We start from the raw sequence: 16,420 nt of genomic DNA, 5'->3' as shown, positions 1-16,420 counted from the left end.
GTGAGCAAAAAACAGCAGAAAAAAGGCGCGGTTCAGACGGCCGCTCCGCAAGAAAACCTGGAAACGGTCGCCAGCGTCAACGCCTCGCCGATAGCGTTTGGTTTTGATGAGATGTTGGGGGAACTGGAGGCGATTGTCTCGGAAGCCGAAACCAGGCTGGAACAGGAAGCTCGTCTGGCGTAGAAAATTCTCCCTGTTCTGCCTGATGGCGCTTCGCTTATCAGGCCTACAAAATCAAACCATTACGCTGAAGTTGTAGACCCGGTAAGCGTAGCGCCACCGGGCATCTGGTCTTAATAGCCGTTGCAGCGCGCGCCGTTTCTGCTCGTGCGTGCAGGATTACGCGCAGACAACTTTTATCGCCAGCCCACCGCGTGAGGTTTCACGGTATTTGTCGTTCATGTCCTTGCCCGTTTCGTACATGGTTTCGATCACCTTATCGAGTGAAACCCGGGGTTCGGACGTACGACGCAGCGCCATCCGGGCCGCATTAACCGCCTTCACCGCATTGATGGCATTACGCTCGATGCAGGGGATTTGCACCTGTCCGGCAACCGGATCGCAGGTCAGCCCCAGGTTATGCTCCATGGCGATTTCGGCGGCGATGCAGACCTGCGCCGGACTGCCGCCCAGCAGCTCGGTAAGCCCCGCCGCCGCCATCGATGCGGCAACGCCAATCTCCCCCTGACAACCCACTTCCGCCCCGGAAATCGACGCATTCATTTTGTACAGCGCGCCAATGGCGCTGGCGGCCAGCAAATAGCGGGCAATGGAGTTGGGGTTAACCGGGCGTCGGAATTTATCGTAATAGGCGAGCACTGCCGGAATGATGCCACAGGCGCCGTTGGTCGGTGCCGTCACCACGCGCCCACCCGCCGCGTTCTCTTCGCTGACCGCCAGGGCAAACATATTGATCCAGTCGATCACGTTCATCGGATCGCTCGACAGGCTGTCGCTCGCCACCAGCATTCTTCGCAGCGCGACGGCGCGACGCGGCACCTTAAGCGGCCCCGGCAGCACGCCTTCGATATTCATGCCACGCTCAATGCCGTCGTGCATCACCTGCCACAGCTGAGCGATCCCGGTATCAATCTCCTCTTTGCTGCGCAGCGCGAGTTCGTTCTGCATCATCAGCCCGGAGACGGAAAGCCCGTTGCGCTCGCACAGCTTCAGCAGTTCACCTGCGGAGCGGAAAGCGTACGGCACCGGCGTTTCCACCTCATGCGCCTGGCCGAAATGCTCTTCATCAACGATAAACCCGCCACCGATGGAGTAGTACGTTTTGCTGAGCAGCCGCTCCTGCCCGCGCCAGGCGACGATCCGCATGCCGTTTTCATGCCGCGGCAGCGTTTCATCATGAAAAACAATGTCCTCATTCATAGCAAAAGCCACCTGATGCGTACCGCCTGCCACCGGCAGTTTCCCGTTGGAGGCGACCTGCTCAATGAAGGCAGGAATGCCGTCAATCGCTACGCTCTGCGGCGTGTTTCCGGTAAGCCCCATGATGATGGCCGTGTCGGTGGCGTGGCCTTTGCCGGTGAGCGACAGTGAACCGTAGAGATCGATGCTAATCCGGTTAACGGAAGCTAACGCACCCGATGCCACCAGAAGATCGATAAAGCTTTTACCAGCGTTCATCGGCCCGACGGTGTGCGAGCTCGAAGGACCAATGCCAATTTTGAAAATGTCGAAGGTGCTAATCATATCCACACTCCTGAAAACCTGTCGGTGAAGAGCGGTGGCCGGGCGAGGCGCCAAGAGCACGCCTCGCCGTGAGCGCAAATTACAGCGCGTGCGTAAAGGTTCGGGAAATCACGTCCTGCTGCTGTTCGCGGGTCAGTGCATTGAAGCGCACCGCGTAGCCTGATACGCGAATGGTCAGATTCGGGTACTGCTCCGGATGCTCAATAGCATCCAGCAGCATGTCGCGATTCATCACGTTAACGTTCAGGTGCTGCCCGCCCTCAATGGCTTCTTCGTGATGGAAGTAGCCGTCGAGCAGGCCCACCAGGTTCGTTTTCCGCGTGCCGTCCTCTTTACCGAGCGCCGCTGGCACGATGGAGAACGTGTAGGAAATACCGTCTTTGGCATAGGCAAACGGCAGCTTCGCAACCGACGTCAGTGAAGCCACCGCGCCTTTCCGATCGCGGCCATGCATCGGGTTTGCCCCTGGCGCAAACGGCATACCTGCACGACGACCATCCGGCGTGTTCCCGGTTTTCTGGCCATAAACCACGTTGGAGGTAATGGTCAGAATGGACTGCGTCGGTACTGCATTGCGATAAGTCGGCAACGCGCTGATTTTGCGCATAAAGCGTTCAACCAGATCGCAGGCGATGCTGTCCACGCGTTCGTCGTTATTGCCGTACTGCGGGTAGTCACCGTCGATAACAAAATCGACCGCCAGCCCGGTGTGGTCGCGCACCGGCTTCACCTGCGCATATTTGATGGCGGAGAGGGAGTCCACCGCCACCGACAGCCCGGCAATCCCGCACGCCATCGTGCGATGCACGTCGCGATCGTGCAGCGCCATCAGCGAGGCTTCGTAGCTGTATTTGTCATGCATGTAGTGGATCAGGTTCAGCGCGCTGATGTACTGCACCGCCAGCCAGTCCATAAAGTGATCGAGGCTCTCCATTACCGTGGCGTAATCCAGCACCTCGTCCATCAACGGCGCGGTTTTCGGGCCGACCTGGATTTTGAGCTTCTCATCCATGCCGCCGTTGATCGCATACAGCAGCGTTTTGGCAAGGTTGGCGCGGGCGCCGAAGAACTGCATCTGTTTGCCGATCACCATCGGGCTGACGCAGCAGGCAATGGCGTAATCGTCGCTGTTGAAATCGGTGCGCATCAGATCGTCGTTTTCGTACTGCAATGACGAGGTCTCGATCGACATCTGCGCGGCGTATTTTTTAAAGGCGATCGGCAGCGCTTCCGACCAAAGGATCGTCAGGTTCGGCTCTGGCGCTGGCCCCATCGTGTGCAGCGTATGCAGGTAGCGGAATGAGCTTTTGGTCACCAGCGTACGGCCATCCAGCCCCATCCCGCCGATCACTTCCGTTGCCCAAATCGGATCGCCGGAGAACAGCGAATCAAACTCCGGCGTGCGCAGGAAGCGCACCATGCGGATCTTCATGATGAAGTGATCGACCAGCTCCTGGGCCTGAGTTTCCGTCAGGCGGCCCGCACGCATGTCACGTTCAATGTAAATATCGAGGAAGGACGCGGTGCGCCCGAGCGGCATCGCCCCGCCGTTCTGCGATTTCACCGCGGCCAGATAAGCAAAATAGAGCCACTGAATCGCTTCCTGTGCGGTATGCGCGGGGCGGGAAATATCGTAGCCGTAGCTCGCAGCCATCTGCTGGATCTCCAGCAGCGCACGGCGATGCTCGGCCAGCTCTTCACGCAGGCGAATGGTCGCTTCAAGATTCTCGCCGCGCTCAAGCGCAGATTGCAGATCGGCAAACTGCTGTTCGCGCTCCCGCACCAGATACGTAATACCGTACAGCGCCACGCGGCGGTAGTCGCCAATAATGCGCCCTCGCCCGTAGCCGTCCGGCAGCCCGGTCAGCACGCCTGATTTACGGCAGCGCAGCATGTCCGGCGAATAAACGTCGAATACGCCCTGGTTGTGGGTCTTGCGCAGATGGGTAAACAGGTACTCAAACTGCGGGTCCATTTCGCGCCCGTAGGCATCAAATGAGCTCTTGATCATATTGATGCCACCGTACGGATGCAGCGCGCGCTTCAGGGGTTTATCGGTTTGCAGGCCAACGATGGTTTCCAGGCTTTGCTCGATGTAGCCCGGCGCATGGGCGGTGATCGAGGTGGCAACATCGGAGTCAAAATCCACCGGTGCATGAGTGGCGTTCTCCGTGCGAATCCCTTCCATTACCTTTTCCCACAGCGCGGTGGTCGCAGGCGTTGCCGCCGCTAAAAAAGATTCATCACCGCTGTAAGGGGTGTAGTTCGCCTGAATGAAATCACGCACGTTGATGCCGAGTTTCCAGTCGGCGCCGTGAAATCCCTGCCAGGCAGCGACATACTGCATATCGTTGATATCGATATTAACCTTCATGAAATAGCTCTCTCTTAACGTCAGGCGTATTCTGCCGAAGCGTGAATGTGTCCAAGCGCGATCGCATCCATCGCGATCATCTGTTCTTCGTTGGTTGGGATCACCGCGCAGGCAGCCCGGGATTCTGGCCGCGAGATAATTCGCTCACCTTCTTTCCCCGGCAGCCGGTTTTTCATGGGATCGAGCTGAATGCCCAGCACCTCCAGATGTTCCACGACCAGCTGGCGAATGAGCGTTGAGTTTTCGCCAATTCCGCCGGTGAAAATGAGGCCGTCGAGGCGCTTAAGCGCCATCGCGTGGCCGCCAATGTGGCGGGCAATTCGGTGGACGAATGTTTTGATCGCCAGGCGCGCGTGGTAATGGCCGTCATGCCAGGCCTTTTCCAGCACCCGTAGATCCGAGGAAAGCCCGGATATGCCAAGCAGGCCGGACTCTTTATTCACCACGCGCTCAAGGTCGCTCAGGGATTGCCCGGTCTGGCCAGCAATCCAGGCCATTGCACCGAAGTCCACGTCGCCGCAGCGGGTGCCCATCATCAGCCCTTCGAGCGGCGTCATACCCATCGAGGTGTCGACGCTTTTGCCGTCGCGTACCGCGCAAATCGAGGCGCCGTTACCCAGGTGAGCAATCACCAGGCCTGAGTTTTGTTCTTCAAGACCCAGCAGGTCACAGGCGCGCTGCGACACATAGCGGTGTGAGGTGCCGTGAAAGCCGTAGCGACGCACGCCATACTCTTCGAAATAGCGCCACGGCAGACCGTAGAGATAAGCTTCCGGCTCCAGCGTCTGGTGGAAGCTGGTGTCAAATACCGCCACCTGCTGCACGCCAGGAAAAAGGCGTCTGGCACACTCCACGCCGCTTAAGTTGGCGAAATTGTGCAGCGGAGCCAGCGGCGATACCTGGCGAATAAGTTCAATAACTTCATCGGTAATGACTACCGATTCACTGAATATGCTGCCGCCGTGGGCAATCCGATGGCCAATTAACGTGACGCTGTTCAGTAATTGACGTTTATCTAATTCGTCGGTAATCGCCCCCAGCGCACATTCGTAATCCTGGTGATTCAATTCAACAGGGTCATTTTCATTAATACGTAAAGTGGCAACGTCAGTATTAACGCCTTCGACAATGCCCGTCAGTAATACATCCTGAGAATCAGCATCCATTACAGAAAATTTAATGGAAGACGATCCGCAATTAATGACCAGCACCACAGGAAACTCAATCATTTGAATTCTCCGCTCGTCCTTGTTTCGTGATGAAAGACTCAGACTGCGAATGCAGCCTGAGTTTATTGGGGTATCAGGAATTAAAACAGTTTGTAGACAATATTCAGAATAGTCAGCAGGCCAATAACGGTGACAAAGATATTCTCGGTTCTGCCTTTATATTTCGCCAGCGCCGGGACTCTACGGATAGCGAACATCGGCAGCAGGCACAGCAGCGAGGCAATAATTGGCGCGCCCATTGCTTCAATCAGGTCCAGAATATTGGGGTTGGCGTAAGCCACAACCCAGGTGGAGCCCATGATGAACACCATGCTGATGGTATTCAGTTTGCCCATCGAGACTTTGGTTTTATCGCCCTTGTAGCCAAACTTCAGCACCAGGCCATTCAGCCCTTCCAGCGTGCCCAGATAGTGGCCGAAGAAGGATTTGAAAATCGCCACCAGCGCGATGATAGAAGCGCCAAATTCAAGCACGGTAGCAAACGTAGATTTAGTGCCAGTCATGGTCGCAAAATGGTTCGCCAGGTAGGAAAGCACCGGGATATTCTGCGCTTTTGCTTCCGCCATGTTCTGCGGGGAGAGCGTGAACAGGCAGCTGAAGGCGAAGAACATGACCACGGCCACCATCAGCATGCTGGCGCGGGAGATAATCTGCGAACATTTCTGCTCGGTGTACTGATTGCCAAAATCCTTTTCGTACTCTTCGCGCTTGGACACCACAAACGAAGAGACAATCGGTGAGAAGTTAAAGGAGAACACCATGATAGAAATGCCGAGCCACACGGTGACCAGAATGCCGTCATGGCCGGTGAGCGCAATGTCGCTGAGGCTTACCTGATCGATTACCGCTGAGTTCCAGTAAGGGATGAGCGAGAGCGAAATCAGCACCAGGCTTGCGATGAACGGGAAGACCAGCCAGCTCATCACTTTTACCATCAGATCCTTACCAAACCAGATGACGAACGCCATCAGCAGCAGCAGGAACAGCGCGACCATGCCGCGGTTGAGCGCCGCGTAGCCAAGCTGATTTTCCCAGAAGGTCATAAAGGTGTTGGTGATGGTCACGCCGTAAATCCACAGCAGCGGACAGATGGCGAAGAAGTAAAGGAAGGTAATCACCACGCCGCCGGTCTTGCCGAAGTGCTCCTCCAACGTTTCCGTGATGTTGCCGGAAGGGTTTTTCCCGGACAGGCACAGGCGCGCCAGCGCGCGGTGGCAGTAGAAGGCAATGGGATAGGCCAGCACCAGCATGATCAGAATCGGGATCAGACCGCCGTAACCGGCACGGATAGGGAAGAACAGCACACCGGCCCCGATCGCCGTGCCGAACAGGCCGAGCGTCCAGGTCGTATCCGATTTGCGCCATGCCGAGGATTTTTGCTGGCCGGCAACCAGGCTTTCTGTGGTACTCATATCGTGTCCTTAGCGAAAATGTTCCGAAACCTGTCAAAGCGGGGCATTATGCCCCAACTAATCCGGTAATTTGTGAAACGCGGGAAAGATCGATATTGCCGCCAGAAATAATGCTGACGGTTTTACGGTGCTGAATGTAGTCATCCAGCTTACCGCTGAGCAGCGCGGCGGAAGCCAGGGCACCGGCGCCTTCGGTAATCACTTTGTTGCGCTGGATAAGCGCAATCATGCTGTCGCGGATTTCGTCTTCGGTGACCAGCACGATGTCATCCACCAGCTCACGAACAATTTCAAAGGTCAGATTGCCCGGACGCGCCACGTCACAGCCGTCGGCAAGCGTCGGATTCAGACGATGGTTGGTGATAGTGCCTGCACGCCAGGAAGCAGCCATACCGTGCACGTTCTCGGACTGCACGCCGATGATTTTAATGGTCGGATTAATGGATTTGATCGCCGTGGCAATCCCGGCAATCAGGCCGCCGCCGCCAATCGGCACAATCACGTTGTCAACGTCATAGAGGTCCTGAAGGATTTCGAGGCCAATGGTGCCCTGGCCTGCAATCACGTATCGGTCATCGTACGGTGGGATGAAAATCCGCCCTTCCATTTCCACAATTTCGCTGACTTTGGCAATCGTGTCGTTGAAGTTGTCGCCGTGCAGGATCACTTCTGCCGAATAATCCTGGGTGGCAGCCACTTTGGATTTCGGGGCACCGCGCGGCATCACGACTTTGCCGTCAATCCCGAGCATCGCACAGGAGAGCGATACGCCCTGCGCGTGGTTCCCGGCGGAACAGGCGACCACGCCTTTACGGCGCTCTTCCATCGTTAACGAACTCAGCTTATTAAACGCCCCGCGAATTTTAAATGAGCCGGTGCGCTGCATGTTTTCAAACTTCAGGTAAATTTCACCTTTACAGCGTTCGCTCAGATAATTTGAGCGGGGCATGCCTGTCTTATATATTTTACCGGCAAGGCGATGCTTTGCCTGCTGAATATCATCGAGGGTAACCGGAAGATCGTAAGTAATATGCATAACATCCTCTTTTCAGAAACTCATCTGAATTTCAGGCAATATCAGGTCATTAGAGGCTCAAACCTGAGCACTCCGCATAGGGTTTAATGCTTATTTAATTTATTTCTGTCACCGGCCTTCGCCGGGTAAAATTTTGTTCTGAGTAATGCTTTGCCAGCCCCACTAATACTGAAGCCGATTTTTTAATACTGTAATTTTTCGACCAAATGGCGGCGTAGCGGGCCATCGGTAATACATCCTTCAGCGGCAGCGTAATAAACTGTTCTGAGCCGAAAGGCGTCGTCATATCACAGGGAATGACGGTCAGGAAATCGGCGTTCATCACGAGGTTATAAATCGTCACGACCGAGTCGGTTTTAACAATATGGTCTGGGTTGATGTGGTGTTGCTGAAGAATGGCGAGCAGTTGCTTGTAGTATCCCATTTCCGTGTGCGGGAGGACCCACTGTTCGTTCTGCAACGAATCAAGTCGGATCGCTCCCCCGCATGTTCGGGACCGGCTTGCCACCACCACAAATTCCGTTTCAAACAACGGTTCCACGTGCAGGTCCTGGAGCTGCATGTCATCGTCCAGCGTGCCAATCGCGAAGTCGAGACGACCATCGCGCAGCGCGGGCAGGAAGGAGGAAAGCTGCGCTTCGAACATGGAAACCTGCGCCGTCGGAAACAGCTCCTTGAACGTTTTCATCATGCCCGGCAAAAACGTAAAGCCGATAAGCGACGGAAAGCCAAAGGAAACATCAACCACGCCGCCTGCGCTGAGGCTGTTGATCTCACTGACCATATTCTTCATTTCACGGGTGATGGATTCCGCATAGGCCAGCAGCACCTGCCCGGCGCTGGTTAGCGTTACCCCGGTGTTTTTTCGAATCATCAATTCAGTGCCGAAATAATACTCAACGTCATTGATAATTTTACTGACCGCCGGTTGCGTGAGCCTGAGCTGTTTTGCCGCTGAGCCAATCGAGCCACAGCGGATCACTTCCTGAAACACGACAAGGTGCTGCGTTTTTGGCAGAAGAATATTATCCATAGTACTCAGTCCATATTCCTTTCTTCGGGCTGAATTCTAGTAAATTAAATATAGCGGCGTATGTGCGATCACTCACAATTCACCGGAAGGGTTGCCTGCATCAGCTCACATTATTTAGGATTACTCTTTATATACAATGTGTTAATGAATTATCAATTCAACAATAGCCTGACCAGAGTCAATAAACATCAAGCGCATAACTTTATTTTATGGCGATAAATCGCGTCACACTAATTATTCACAATTTGTTTAACCGGCTATATTCATCGCATTTTCGGTATATATTTTCATCACTTTATTATCTATCTTTATTTTAATAAATAAAAATAATTTAAAGAGGACCATAAAGGTGGCTATAAAATACGATAGCGATCACGCGTATTGTTACAGAAGCACATTTCTCAATCTTTAAATCATCAACCCGATGAATATTTAGCAACCAATAAGAAACAACTACCACACTTTTACAACAAGCGGGCGCTGCTCACAAAAAAGCCTCATGTGGGCACATGAGGCTTTGTCGAGGGTCTGGCTACTGGAGGTAAAACGGTTATTTATAGAGAATTGCCGTGCCGTCCCACAGGCTGGAGTCCCCTCCGTTGCCCATCGCAACAATCTGGTAATGGCCCGCATTATCTTGCGCGGCTTTCGCTTTCAGCGCACGCACCGCATCATCTGATGAGCCAGCAATCCCGGATACCTGAACGGTACCCATTTCCTGTAGCCCGCTGGCCCGATCGGCATCAACCTGTTTTGGACCCGCGGCCAGCGCCGCACCGGAAATCAGCATAAAAACTGCACCTGTCAGCAGAGAAGTCGTTTTCATTTTTAAACCCTCGCAGAATCGTGGATGTAGAAGCGTTTACAGGTTTAAGTATGTCGCCCGCTCAGTCAGCCAATCCAGGACGAGTGCAAAGTCAGTTAATCATTGTGGCAGGATTGTGGAGAAAGCATGTCGGGGTATGGCGAAGGAAACACCTCGTCATCATTGAGCGAAGCGGCAGACATGGCAGCGACTAACCCCGTCTGGAGGGGTTAGTACCGTTATTGCAGACTACACGACCTGCCCCGACTCCAGCTTAATCAGCCGATCCGCCAGGTGAAAATAGCGGTCGTCGTGGGTGATGGCGATGATGGTTTTACCCTCAGCCTTCAGCATCGGCAGCAGCTCAAGGTAAAACACCGCTTTGAACTCCGGGTCCTGATCGGCAGCCCACTCATCGAACAGATACAGCGGCCGTTCCTCCAGCCACGCCTGCAGGAGCGCCAGCCGTTTTCGCTGCCCCTGCGAGAGGGCGGTCGTGGAGAAACGACCGTCCTGAAAGCGTACTTTATGGCTGAGCTTGAGCAACTGCAGCAGCCGGTCAACCTGCTCTGGCGTGCGTTCATGCACAAACGCCACGTCATCAAAAAGGAAAAAATCGCTGAATACCGCCGAGAACAGCTGGCGATACGCCTCCTGCTGGTCGGCCGCGACGGTGTGGTCGTTAAGCAAAATGGCCCCGCTATCAGGCGGATAAAGCCCTGCCAGCAAACTGGCAAGGGTGGTTTTGCCGCTGCCGTTACCGCCGACCACAAACACCAGCTCTCCGGGAGTGAATTCCAGATTCAGCGGCCCGAGAGTAAAGCGTTCCCCGTCCTCCCCCTGATATTGATAGCACACCTCGCTGAGCGTCAGGGAGCGAAATGGTTCCGCCGCCAGCGGGCGCTGCGGCTGCTCCGGCGGCAGCTCATCACGCAGGAGCTGTACCCGCTGCAGCGCCACCCGGGCGCTGGCAATGGTCGGTAGCGACGACAGCACCCCTTCAACCGGCACAATCATGTAGAGAAAGATCATGACGTAGCCGGTGATCGCCGCCGGTGAGAGCGTCAGCGACTCGCGCAGGCCAAAGAGCACCAGGCCGATAAAGGCAAAAAACAGAATGCTGCCCCAGCTGGTGGCCAGCCCGTACAGGACATAGCCGCGGGTGCGCTCCCGGCGGACAGCCTCAATATTGTCAGCCAGCTCACCATAGACGAACTGGCGGCGGCGGGAGGCATTCAGCCGGTACTCACGCCCGCCATCAAACAGCTTTTTGCACTGCTGAATCAGGGTATCTTCCCGCTGTCGCGACTGGCGCAGCAGGCCAATGGCCCTGCCGTGGGCGGCGTGATAGCCGAGGGTGCCAAGAATAATGGCGGCCAGCGCCAGCGCAAGGACGCCGATCGAGAGAGTTGAAAGGTAAACCAGGCAACCGACGATCACCGCACCATAGATAAACAGATTCGGCAGGCTGACGAAAAACACCACCAGGGTATCGAGATCCTGGGTCAGTACCGAGATCGTTTTTGCCATGCCGGCGCTCTCCAGCTGGAGCCAGCGAGTCTCGCTGACGTGCCGGGTCAGTTCGCCGCGAAGCCGCGCTTTCACCTTCTGCCCGAGATACATAAAGGTGGTCTGGGATAGTACCCGGGTGGCCAGCATCAGCAGGGCCAGCAGCGTGAACTGCACCCCCGGCCCCAACCCGCTTTTCGCCTGCGGCAGCGTCAGGCTGTGGTTAATCATCGCCAGCAGCGATGCATTGCTAAAGCCGCTGATTATCCCGGCAACGACCGCCAGCAGCAGCCAGCCGCCGACCATACGAAACAAAATCAACAAAACCGACATGCATCATTCCTTTTTCATTGCTTATTCTTTGTTATTCGCCGCCGCGCTGGCGCTTCGCGCGCATCAACGGCCAGACCAGCAGCGGAACGCCGATCAGTGACGCCACCAGCCCGACCGGCAGCTGACGTGGATAGAGCGCATTGCGCCCCAGCCAGTCGGCGAAGGTCATGATGCAGGCGGACAGCAGCGCAGCGGTGTAAAGCTGCGCCAGCGCACCTTTGACGCCGACTTTACGAGCCAGATGTGGCCCGAGCAGGCCGATAAACGACACCGGGCCGACCAGCAGCGTGGCGAGCCCGGTCATCAATGCCGCCAGTGCCAGCACCCCGAAACGGGCGCGCGGAAGTGAGAGCCCCAACGAACCGGCCACGCCGCCGAGCGGCAGGAGCGTCAGCCAGCGGCGCAGCAGCGGCGTCAGCGCCAGCAGAACCAGGGTGGAGACAAACAGCGCCTGCGCCAGCGGCGCGCTGATGTAATAGGTGCTTCCGGTCATCAACGGCAGCAGTATCGAGCTGGCAGCGAGGTTATTAAGCATGACAATGCTCACCGCCGCCTGGCACAGAGCGTTGAGAGCGACGCCATTGAGCAGCACCCGCTGCGGATTAAAGGCGCTGCTGCGGCTGTTCCACATCGTCAGCAGCAGGCTGATGAGCGCGCCACAGAGGCTGCTGAGCAGTAAAAAAGCGCTGCCGTGAGTGGGAAAAAGCAGAATATAAACGGTCACCCCCATCGCCGCGCCGCCGCCAATACCCAGCACTTCAGGACTGGCGAGGGGATTGCCGCTTACCCTTTGCATCAGTACGCCAGCCCCGGCCAGCAGAGCACCGGCGCTCATCGCCGCCAGTAGCCGCGGTAGCCGCAGGGGCAGCAATTGCGCCAGCTCCGCCGAATGGGCCCAGTGCCAGTGGCTCAGCCCACGGCCGAAAAACAGCGAGATCGCCACCGATAGCAGCAGGGCCAGCGCCACAGCCCACGGCACCCGGTAACTGGCAGAATGTTCCACCGCCAGCGGGGGTGGCGCCGTATCAAGCGTGTGCTGGCGGGCATGGCGCGCCAGCAGGATCAGCAGCGGGCCGCCAATCAGCGCGGTCAACATTCCTGTCGGCAGTAGCTGGCCGTTGAGCAGAGAAACCCGGGAGACGCACAGGTCGGTAAACCACAGCAGACCCGCGCCGGTCAGGGCGCTGTGCAGCAGCAGCTGGCGCGAGGTGCGCGCGCCGCCAAAACGGGCGAGATGCGGCGAGGCGAGACCGATAAAGCCAATCACCCCGACGGCGTTTATGATGAGCGCACTCATCACCAGCGCCAGCAATACCGCCACCGTGCGGATCCGCAGCGCTGAAGCACCGAGGCTGTTAACCATCGTTTCCGGCAGCTGTAGCAGTTCCAGCGGACGCAGCATTAGCACCAGTAGCCCCAGACACAGCGCCAGCCACGGCAGCAGCGACTGCAGCAGATGACCGTCTTCCTGGGCCAGCGAACCGCCGCCCCACATCAGGACGGTCAGCAGGAAACGATCGTTAATGATGGCGATCAGCATCGTCAGCGCGCCGCACCATAAGTTGATCATCATCCCGGCCTGAATCATCACCAGCGGCGAGAGGCGCTGACGCCAGCTAAGCAGCAACACCAGCAGCAGCGCCGCCAGTTCACCGCCTATGATGAATCCCATCCGCATGCCGCCGCTCAGGGCCGGTAGCCATAGCGAAGCCAGCCCCATCGCCAGCGTCGCACCGGAGGTCATCCCGAGGGTGATCGGCTCCGCCAGCGGGTTGCGCAGCGCGCGTTGCATCAGCCAGCCGCACAGCCCGAGCGTGGCCCCGCCAACGATGGCCATCCCCTGCCGCGGCAGCCACATGCTGTGCAGGATAATCGCCATCGGCTGAATGTTGTGGGCATTGAACAGCGCGGCAAACCCGCCCTGGTGCAGCACATCGCTGGCCGCCAGCAGCAGCGAAACCAGCCACAGTACGCCGATAACGCTCCAGGAGAGGCGGCGGGAAAAAGGTTCATGCATCGCGCCACCCCGCCATCAGCTGGCTGAAGATATCGGCAAAACGTCCGGCGGTGATCAGCGCTCCGGCATCGCTGATTTGCTGATCAATCCGCGCGATCGGATAGCGAGAGGTTAACGGCAAGCGTCGCCACAGTGGACTTTGCTGCCAGTGGGAAACCGCGTCCTGTTGATCCGCCGCAACCAGCAGGATCAACCGGGCATCAACGCCCGCGATGCGTGTCAGTTCCACCAGAACATTGCCTTCTGCCCCGCCGCCGCCGTGCCAGGCGTTGCGCATCCCGCAGGCCGTCAGCACATCTCCCGGCAGGCTACCGACCGTGTATAGCCGCAGGTGCAGGGCGTCTACCGGAGCGGCGATAATCACCGGCTGGCGCAGGCTACTCGCATGGTCGCGGGCGCGAGCGATTTGCTGGTGCAGGCGCGCGAGAAGCGCTGCCGCCTGTGCCTCACGGTTCAGCGCACCACCCAACTGCAGCGTGGCGCTGATGAAGTCGCTGAGCCCATGGGCAGGTAAAGTCAAAAGAGGAGCCACCTGCGCCAGCGCCGGTTCTAGCAGAACGTGTTGCGGAGTGATTACAATCGCGTCAGGTTTCAACGCAAAGAGCGTTTCCAGATTGGGCTGAAACAGCAGACCCAGATCCTGCACCGTCGGCGGCAGAACGGGCGTGGGGATCAGTTTGCGATACCAGTCCGGCGCCGAAACGCCGGCTGGCGTGATGCCGAGGGCAAGGATCATCTCCGTCAGCCCCCAGTCCAGCACCGCCAGCCGCTGCGGCACTGGCGTACTGCCGGCCCACGACAACGCGGGGGCCAGCAGAGCGGCAGTTAACAACCTGCGTCGTGAAAGCATGGTTACCACTTGTAGTTCACGGTGGCGACCAGCTGCCGTTTCATCGCATATTCGCAGCCGTTATCCTGGCAGGTGGCAAGATAGGTCTTGTCGGTCAGGTTAGCGGCGTTAAGCGCCACGCCCCATTCACGCCACTGGTAGCCAATCCGCGCATCGTAAACCGTTGCCGCCGGCACTTTCAGGCTGTTGTCCGTCGTGGCATAGCTGCTGCCGACATAACGCACGCCGCCGCCCAACGAAACGCCGTCCAGCGGGCCGCTGAGTGCGTACTCGGTCCACAGTTTGGCGCTGTTACGCGCAATACCTACCGGATGCTTGCCTTCGCTGCCGTCGTTAGCGCTGATGACTTCCGGATCGGTTAACGCATAGGAAGCCATGACCGACCAGGCAGGCGTAATGTTGATTTTGCCGTCCACTTCAACCCCGCGGGAGCGGATCTCGCCGGTCTGCACGCTGAAGTTGGCATGATCCGGATCTGGCGTGGCAACGTTGGTTTCCCGCAGGTTAAACAGCGCGAGGGTAAACAGCGCATCAAGACCGACAGGATCGTATTTCAGGCCGATCTCCGTCTGCTTACCTTCCGTTGGCTTAAAGGCGTGGCCGTAGAAGTCGGTGTTGCTGGTTGGCACAAACGACGTCGAGTAGCTGACATAAGGCGACAGGCCACTGTCGAAATGGTAAAGCAGTCCGGCGCGACCGGTGGTGGCGTAATCGTTACGTTCGCTGCGGGTGTCGGCGATCAGGTCCGTGCTTTTGGTTTTTGCCGCGTCATAGCGCCCGGCGAGGTTCATGATCCACCGGTTCCACCCCAGCTGATCCTGTAAATAGAACCCGGTTTGATCCATCGTCGAGTGGGTACTGCTGTCAAAGGGCGGTTTTTCGACCGGCGTGCTGTAGTCAGGATCGCGATAGTTGATCGGGCTGGCATCGCCATAGCCTGACTGGCTGCGCACCGAGCTGTGCATGCGATCGATACCTACCAGCAGCGTGTGGGCGATCGGCCCGCTTTGCAGATGGAACTCCGCCTGGTTATCCACGGCGAAGTTGACCATCGTCTCTTTCAGGTTCATCGAATAGCGGTCAATCAGCGGCGCGTCGGCGTGTTCGCCCCACGGATACACCATCAGGTAGTCGCCGGTGCTGCTGATATAGCGCAGGTTCTGACGGAAGGTTACCGTATCGTTAAAGTCATGGCGGAACTGATAGCCGATACTGCCCTGTTCACGTTCGTACTTGTCAAAGCCGGGCTGCCCGCCGTAGAAGTGGGTGGAGATCTGCCCGTTCGGGTTGTGGGTCAGCGTGCCGGAAAGGGGCATCTGGTTGTAGAAGCCGCTGTCCGGGTCTTTACGCAGCTGCGCCAGGAGCGTCAGGCTGGTGCGATCGCTCGGCTGCCAGGTCAACGAAGGCGCGATAGCATAGTGCTGATAGCGGGTATGATCGACCTGGGTTTCCGTATCGAAAAAGGTGCCAGCGACGCGGCCGAGCAGCGTTTTGTCCTCGTTCAGCGCCCCGGTCGCGTCAACGCCGGTACCAAACAGGTTGTTATTGCCCGTGGTCACATACACCTGACCGCCAGGTTCAGCCTGCGGGGTTTTGCTCACCATATTGACGATCCCGCCGGGGTTAGCCTGCCCGTAGAGCACCGAAGCGGGGCCTTTTACGACTTCGATACGGGACAGCAGGAACGGGTCCCATGCTGGTCGACTCCACCAGGCTTCTCGCGGCAGACGCAGGCCATCAAGATATTCGTCGGCCTCGAATCCGCGCACCATGATGGTATCGAAGCGGGTATCCGGGCCGGAGCTTTCCGATGACACGCCGGAAACGTAGCGCAATGCTTCCGGAATGGTCTTCGCCGCCTGAGCTTCAATTTGTGCCTGGGTAACCACCGCAATACTTTGTGCGGTCCGGCTGATGAGCTGGCTCGATTTACTGCCTGCCGTTGCGCTATGTGCAACGATATTACTTTCGTCTTCCTGGCCCTGTGAGCCAGCAACGGCGGTGACCACCATCGTCTGTTCTTTTGTGCTATCCTGCCCGTTATCCGCAGTAAACGCTTGCCCGCTGTATCCTGCGATGATCGTACATGCCAGTACTTTCAACGGCTTATCCCTGAAA

Annotated in this window: 12 protein-coding genes; 1 reads left to right on the top strand and 11 read right to left on the bottom strand. The window is 57.3% G+C overall.

What is annotated here, in order from left to right; genetic code table 11:
* On the top strand, positions 1–183 hold the full coding sequence (locus tag RTU33_RS04115) for a hypothetical protein (RefSeq protein ID WP_312625497.1): 183 nt from the start codon (positions 1–3) through the stop codon (positions 181–183).
* A gap of 156 nt (positions 184–339) precedes the next feature.
* Here RTU33_RS04115 and tdcG read toward each other — a convergent pair whose 3' ends face one another.
* From tdcG to RTU33_RS04060, 11 genes are all read right to left on the bottom strand, one after another.
* Positions 340–1,704 (bottom strand): L-serine ammonia-lyase, encoded by a 1,365-nt coding sequence (gene tdcG / locus RTU33_RS04110; RefSeq protein WP_312625496.1) that lies wholly within the window; start codon positions 1,702–1,704, stop codon positions 340–342.
* Positions 1,705–1,783: 79 nt separating this feature from the next.
* A complete protein-coding gene (pflB, locus tag RTU33_RS04105) occupies positions 1,784–4,078 on the bottom strand; it encodes a formate C-acetyltransferase (protein WP_312625495.1) in 2,295 nt (764 codons plus the stop codon).
* Positions 4,079–4,098: 20 nt separating this feature from the next.
* Positions 4,099–5,307: a propionate kinase gene (tdcD, locus tag RTU33_RS04100; protein ID WP_312625494.1), complete on the bottom strand. Its 1,209-nt coding sequence runs from the start codon at positions 5,305–5,307 to the stop codon at positions 4,099–4,101.
* Between the two features lie 80 nt (positions 5,308–5,387).
* Entirely contained in the window at positions 5,388–6,719 is a 1,332-nt protein-coding gene (gene tdcC / locus RTU33_RS04095) for a threonine/serine transporter TdcC (protein ID WP_312625493.1), read from the bottom strand.
* Between the two features lie 46 nt (positions 6,720–6,765).
* Positions 6,766–7,755: a bifunctional threonine ammonia-lyase/L-serine ammonia-lyase TdcB gene (tdcB, locus tag RTU33_RS04090; protein ID WP_312625492.1), complete on the bottom strand. Its 990-nt coding sequence runs from the start codon at positions 7,753–7,755 to the stop codon at positions 6,766–6,768.
* Between the two features lie 94 nt (positions 7,756–7,849).
* Positions 7,850–8,788: a transcriptional regulator TdcA gene (tdcA, locus tag RTU33_RS04085; RefSeq protein WP_312625491.1), complete on the bottom strand. Its 939-nt coding sequence runs from the start codon at positions 8,786–8,788 to the stop codon at positions 7,850–7,852.
* 550 nt (positions 8,789–9,338) lie between these two features.
* Positions 9,339–9,614, bottom strand: a complete 276-nt coding sequence (locus RTU33_RS04080) for a DUF1471 domain-containing protein (RefSeq protein WP_312625490.1) — start codon at positions 9,612–9,614, stop codon at positions 9,339–9,341.
* Positions 9,615–9,842: 228 nt separating this feature from the next.
* Complete coding sequence (locus RTU33_RS04075; RefSeq protein WP_312625489.1) at positions 9,843–11,435, bottom strand: cyclic peptide export ABC transporter; 1,593 nt, start codon at positions 11,433–11,435, stop codon at positions 9,843–9,845.
* A 31-nt stretch (positions 11,436–11,466) separates the two neighbouring features.
* A complete protein-coding gene (fhuB, locus tag RTU33_RS04070; RefSeq protein ID WP_312625488.1) occupies positions 11,467–13,452 on the bottom strand; it encodes a Fe(3+)-hydroxamate ABC transporter permease FhuB in 1,986 nt (661 codons plus the stop codon).
* The gene (locus tag RTU33_RS04065) at positions 13,445–14,284 is read right to left on the bottom strand and encodes an ABC transporter substrate-binding protein (protein WP_312625486.1); all 840 of its coding nucleotides are present in this window, start codon (positions 14,282–14,284) and stop codon (positions 13,445–13,447) included. The genes fhuB and RTU33_RS04065 overlap by 8 nt, the downstream gene beginning before the upstream one ends.
* Before the next feature lie 20 nt (positions 14,285–14,304).
* Complete coding sequence (locus tag RTU33_RS04060; protein WP_312625485.1) at positions 14,305–16,404, bottom strand: TonB-dependent siderophore receptor; 2,100 nt, start codon at positions 16,402–16,404, stop codon at positions 14,305–14,307.
* Positions 16,405–16,420: the final 16 nt, after the last annotated feature.

The organism is Scandinavium sp. (assembly GCF_032012665.1).
Classification (GTDB): domain Bacteria; phylum Pseudomonadota; class Gammaproteobacteria; order Enterobacterales; family Enterobacteriaceae; genus Scandinavium.
The sequence above is the reverse complement of the archived record's forward strand: the minus strand, read 5'-3'. Positions and strand labels throughout refer to the sequence as shown.

What these genes read in the sequence shown, in the direction of transcription:
- RTU33_RS04080 (WP_312625490.1), bottom strand. Translation starts at nt 9,614, where the DNA reads ATGAAAACGACTTCTCTGCTGACAGGTGCAGTTTTTATGCTGATTTCC.
- RTU33_RS04075 (WP_312625489.1), bottom strand. Translation starts at nt 11,435, where the DNA reads ATGTCGGTTTTGTTGATTTTGTTTCGTATGGTCGGCGGCTGGCTGCTG.
- tdcA (WP_312625491.1), bottom strand. Translation starts at nt 8,788, where the DNA reads ATGGATAATATTCTTCTGCCAAAAACGCAGCACCTTGTCGTGTTTCAG.
- tdcD (WP_312625494.1), bottom strand. Translation starts at nt 5,307, where the DNA reads ATGATTGAGTTTCCTGTGGTGCTGGTCATTAATTGCGGATCGTCTTCC.
- pflB (WP_312625495.1), bottom strand. Translation starts at nt 4,078, where the DNA reads ATGAAGGTTAATATCGATATCAACGATATGCAGTATGTCGCTGCCTGG.
- tdcC (WP_312625493.1), bottom strand. Translation starts at nt 6,719, where the DNA reads ATGAGTACCACAGAAAGCCTGGTTGCCGGCCAGCAAAAATCCTCGGCA.
- tdcB (WP_312625492.1), bottom strand. Translation starts at nt 7,755, where the DNA reads ATGCATATTACTTACGATCTTCCGGTTACCCTCGATGATATTCAGCAG.
- fhuB (WP_312625488.1), bottom strand. Translation starts at nt 13,452, where the DNA reads ATGCATGAACCTTTTTCCCGCCGCCTCTCCTGGAGCGTTATCGGCGTA.
- tdcG (WP_312625496.1), bottom strand. Translation starts at nt 1,704, where the DNA reads ATGATTAGCACCTTCGACATTTTCAAAATTGGCATTGGTCCTTCGAGC.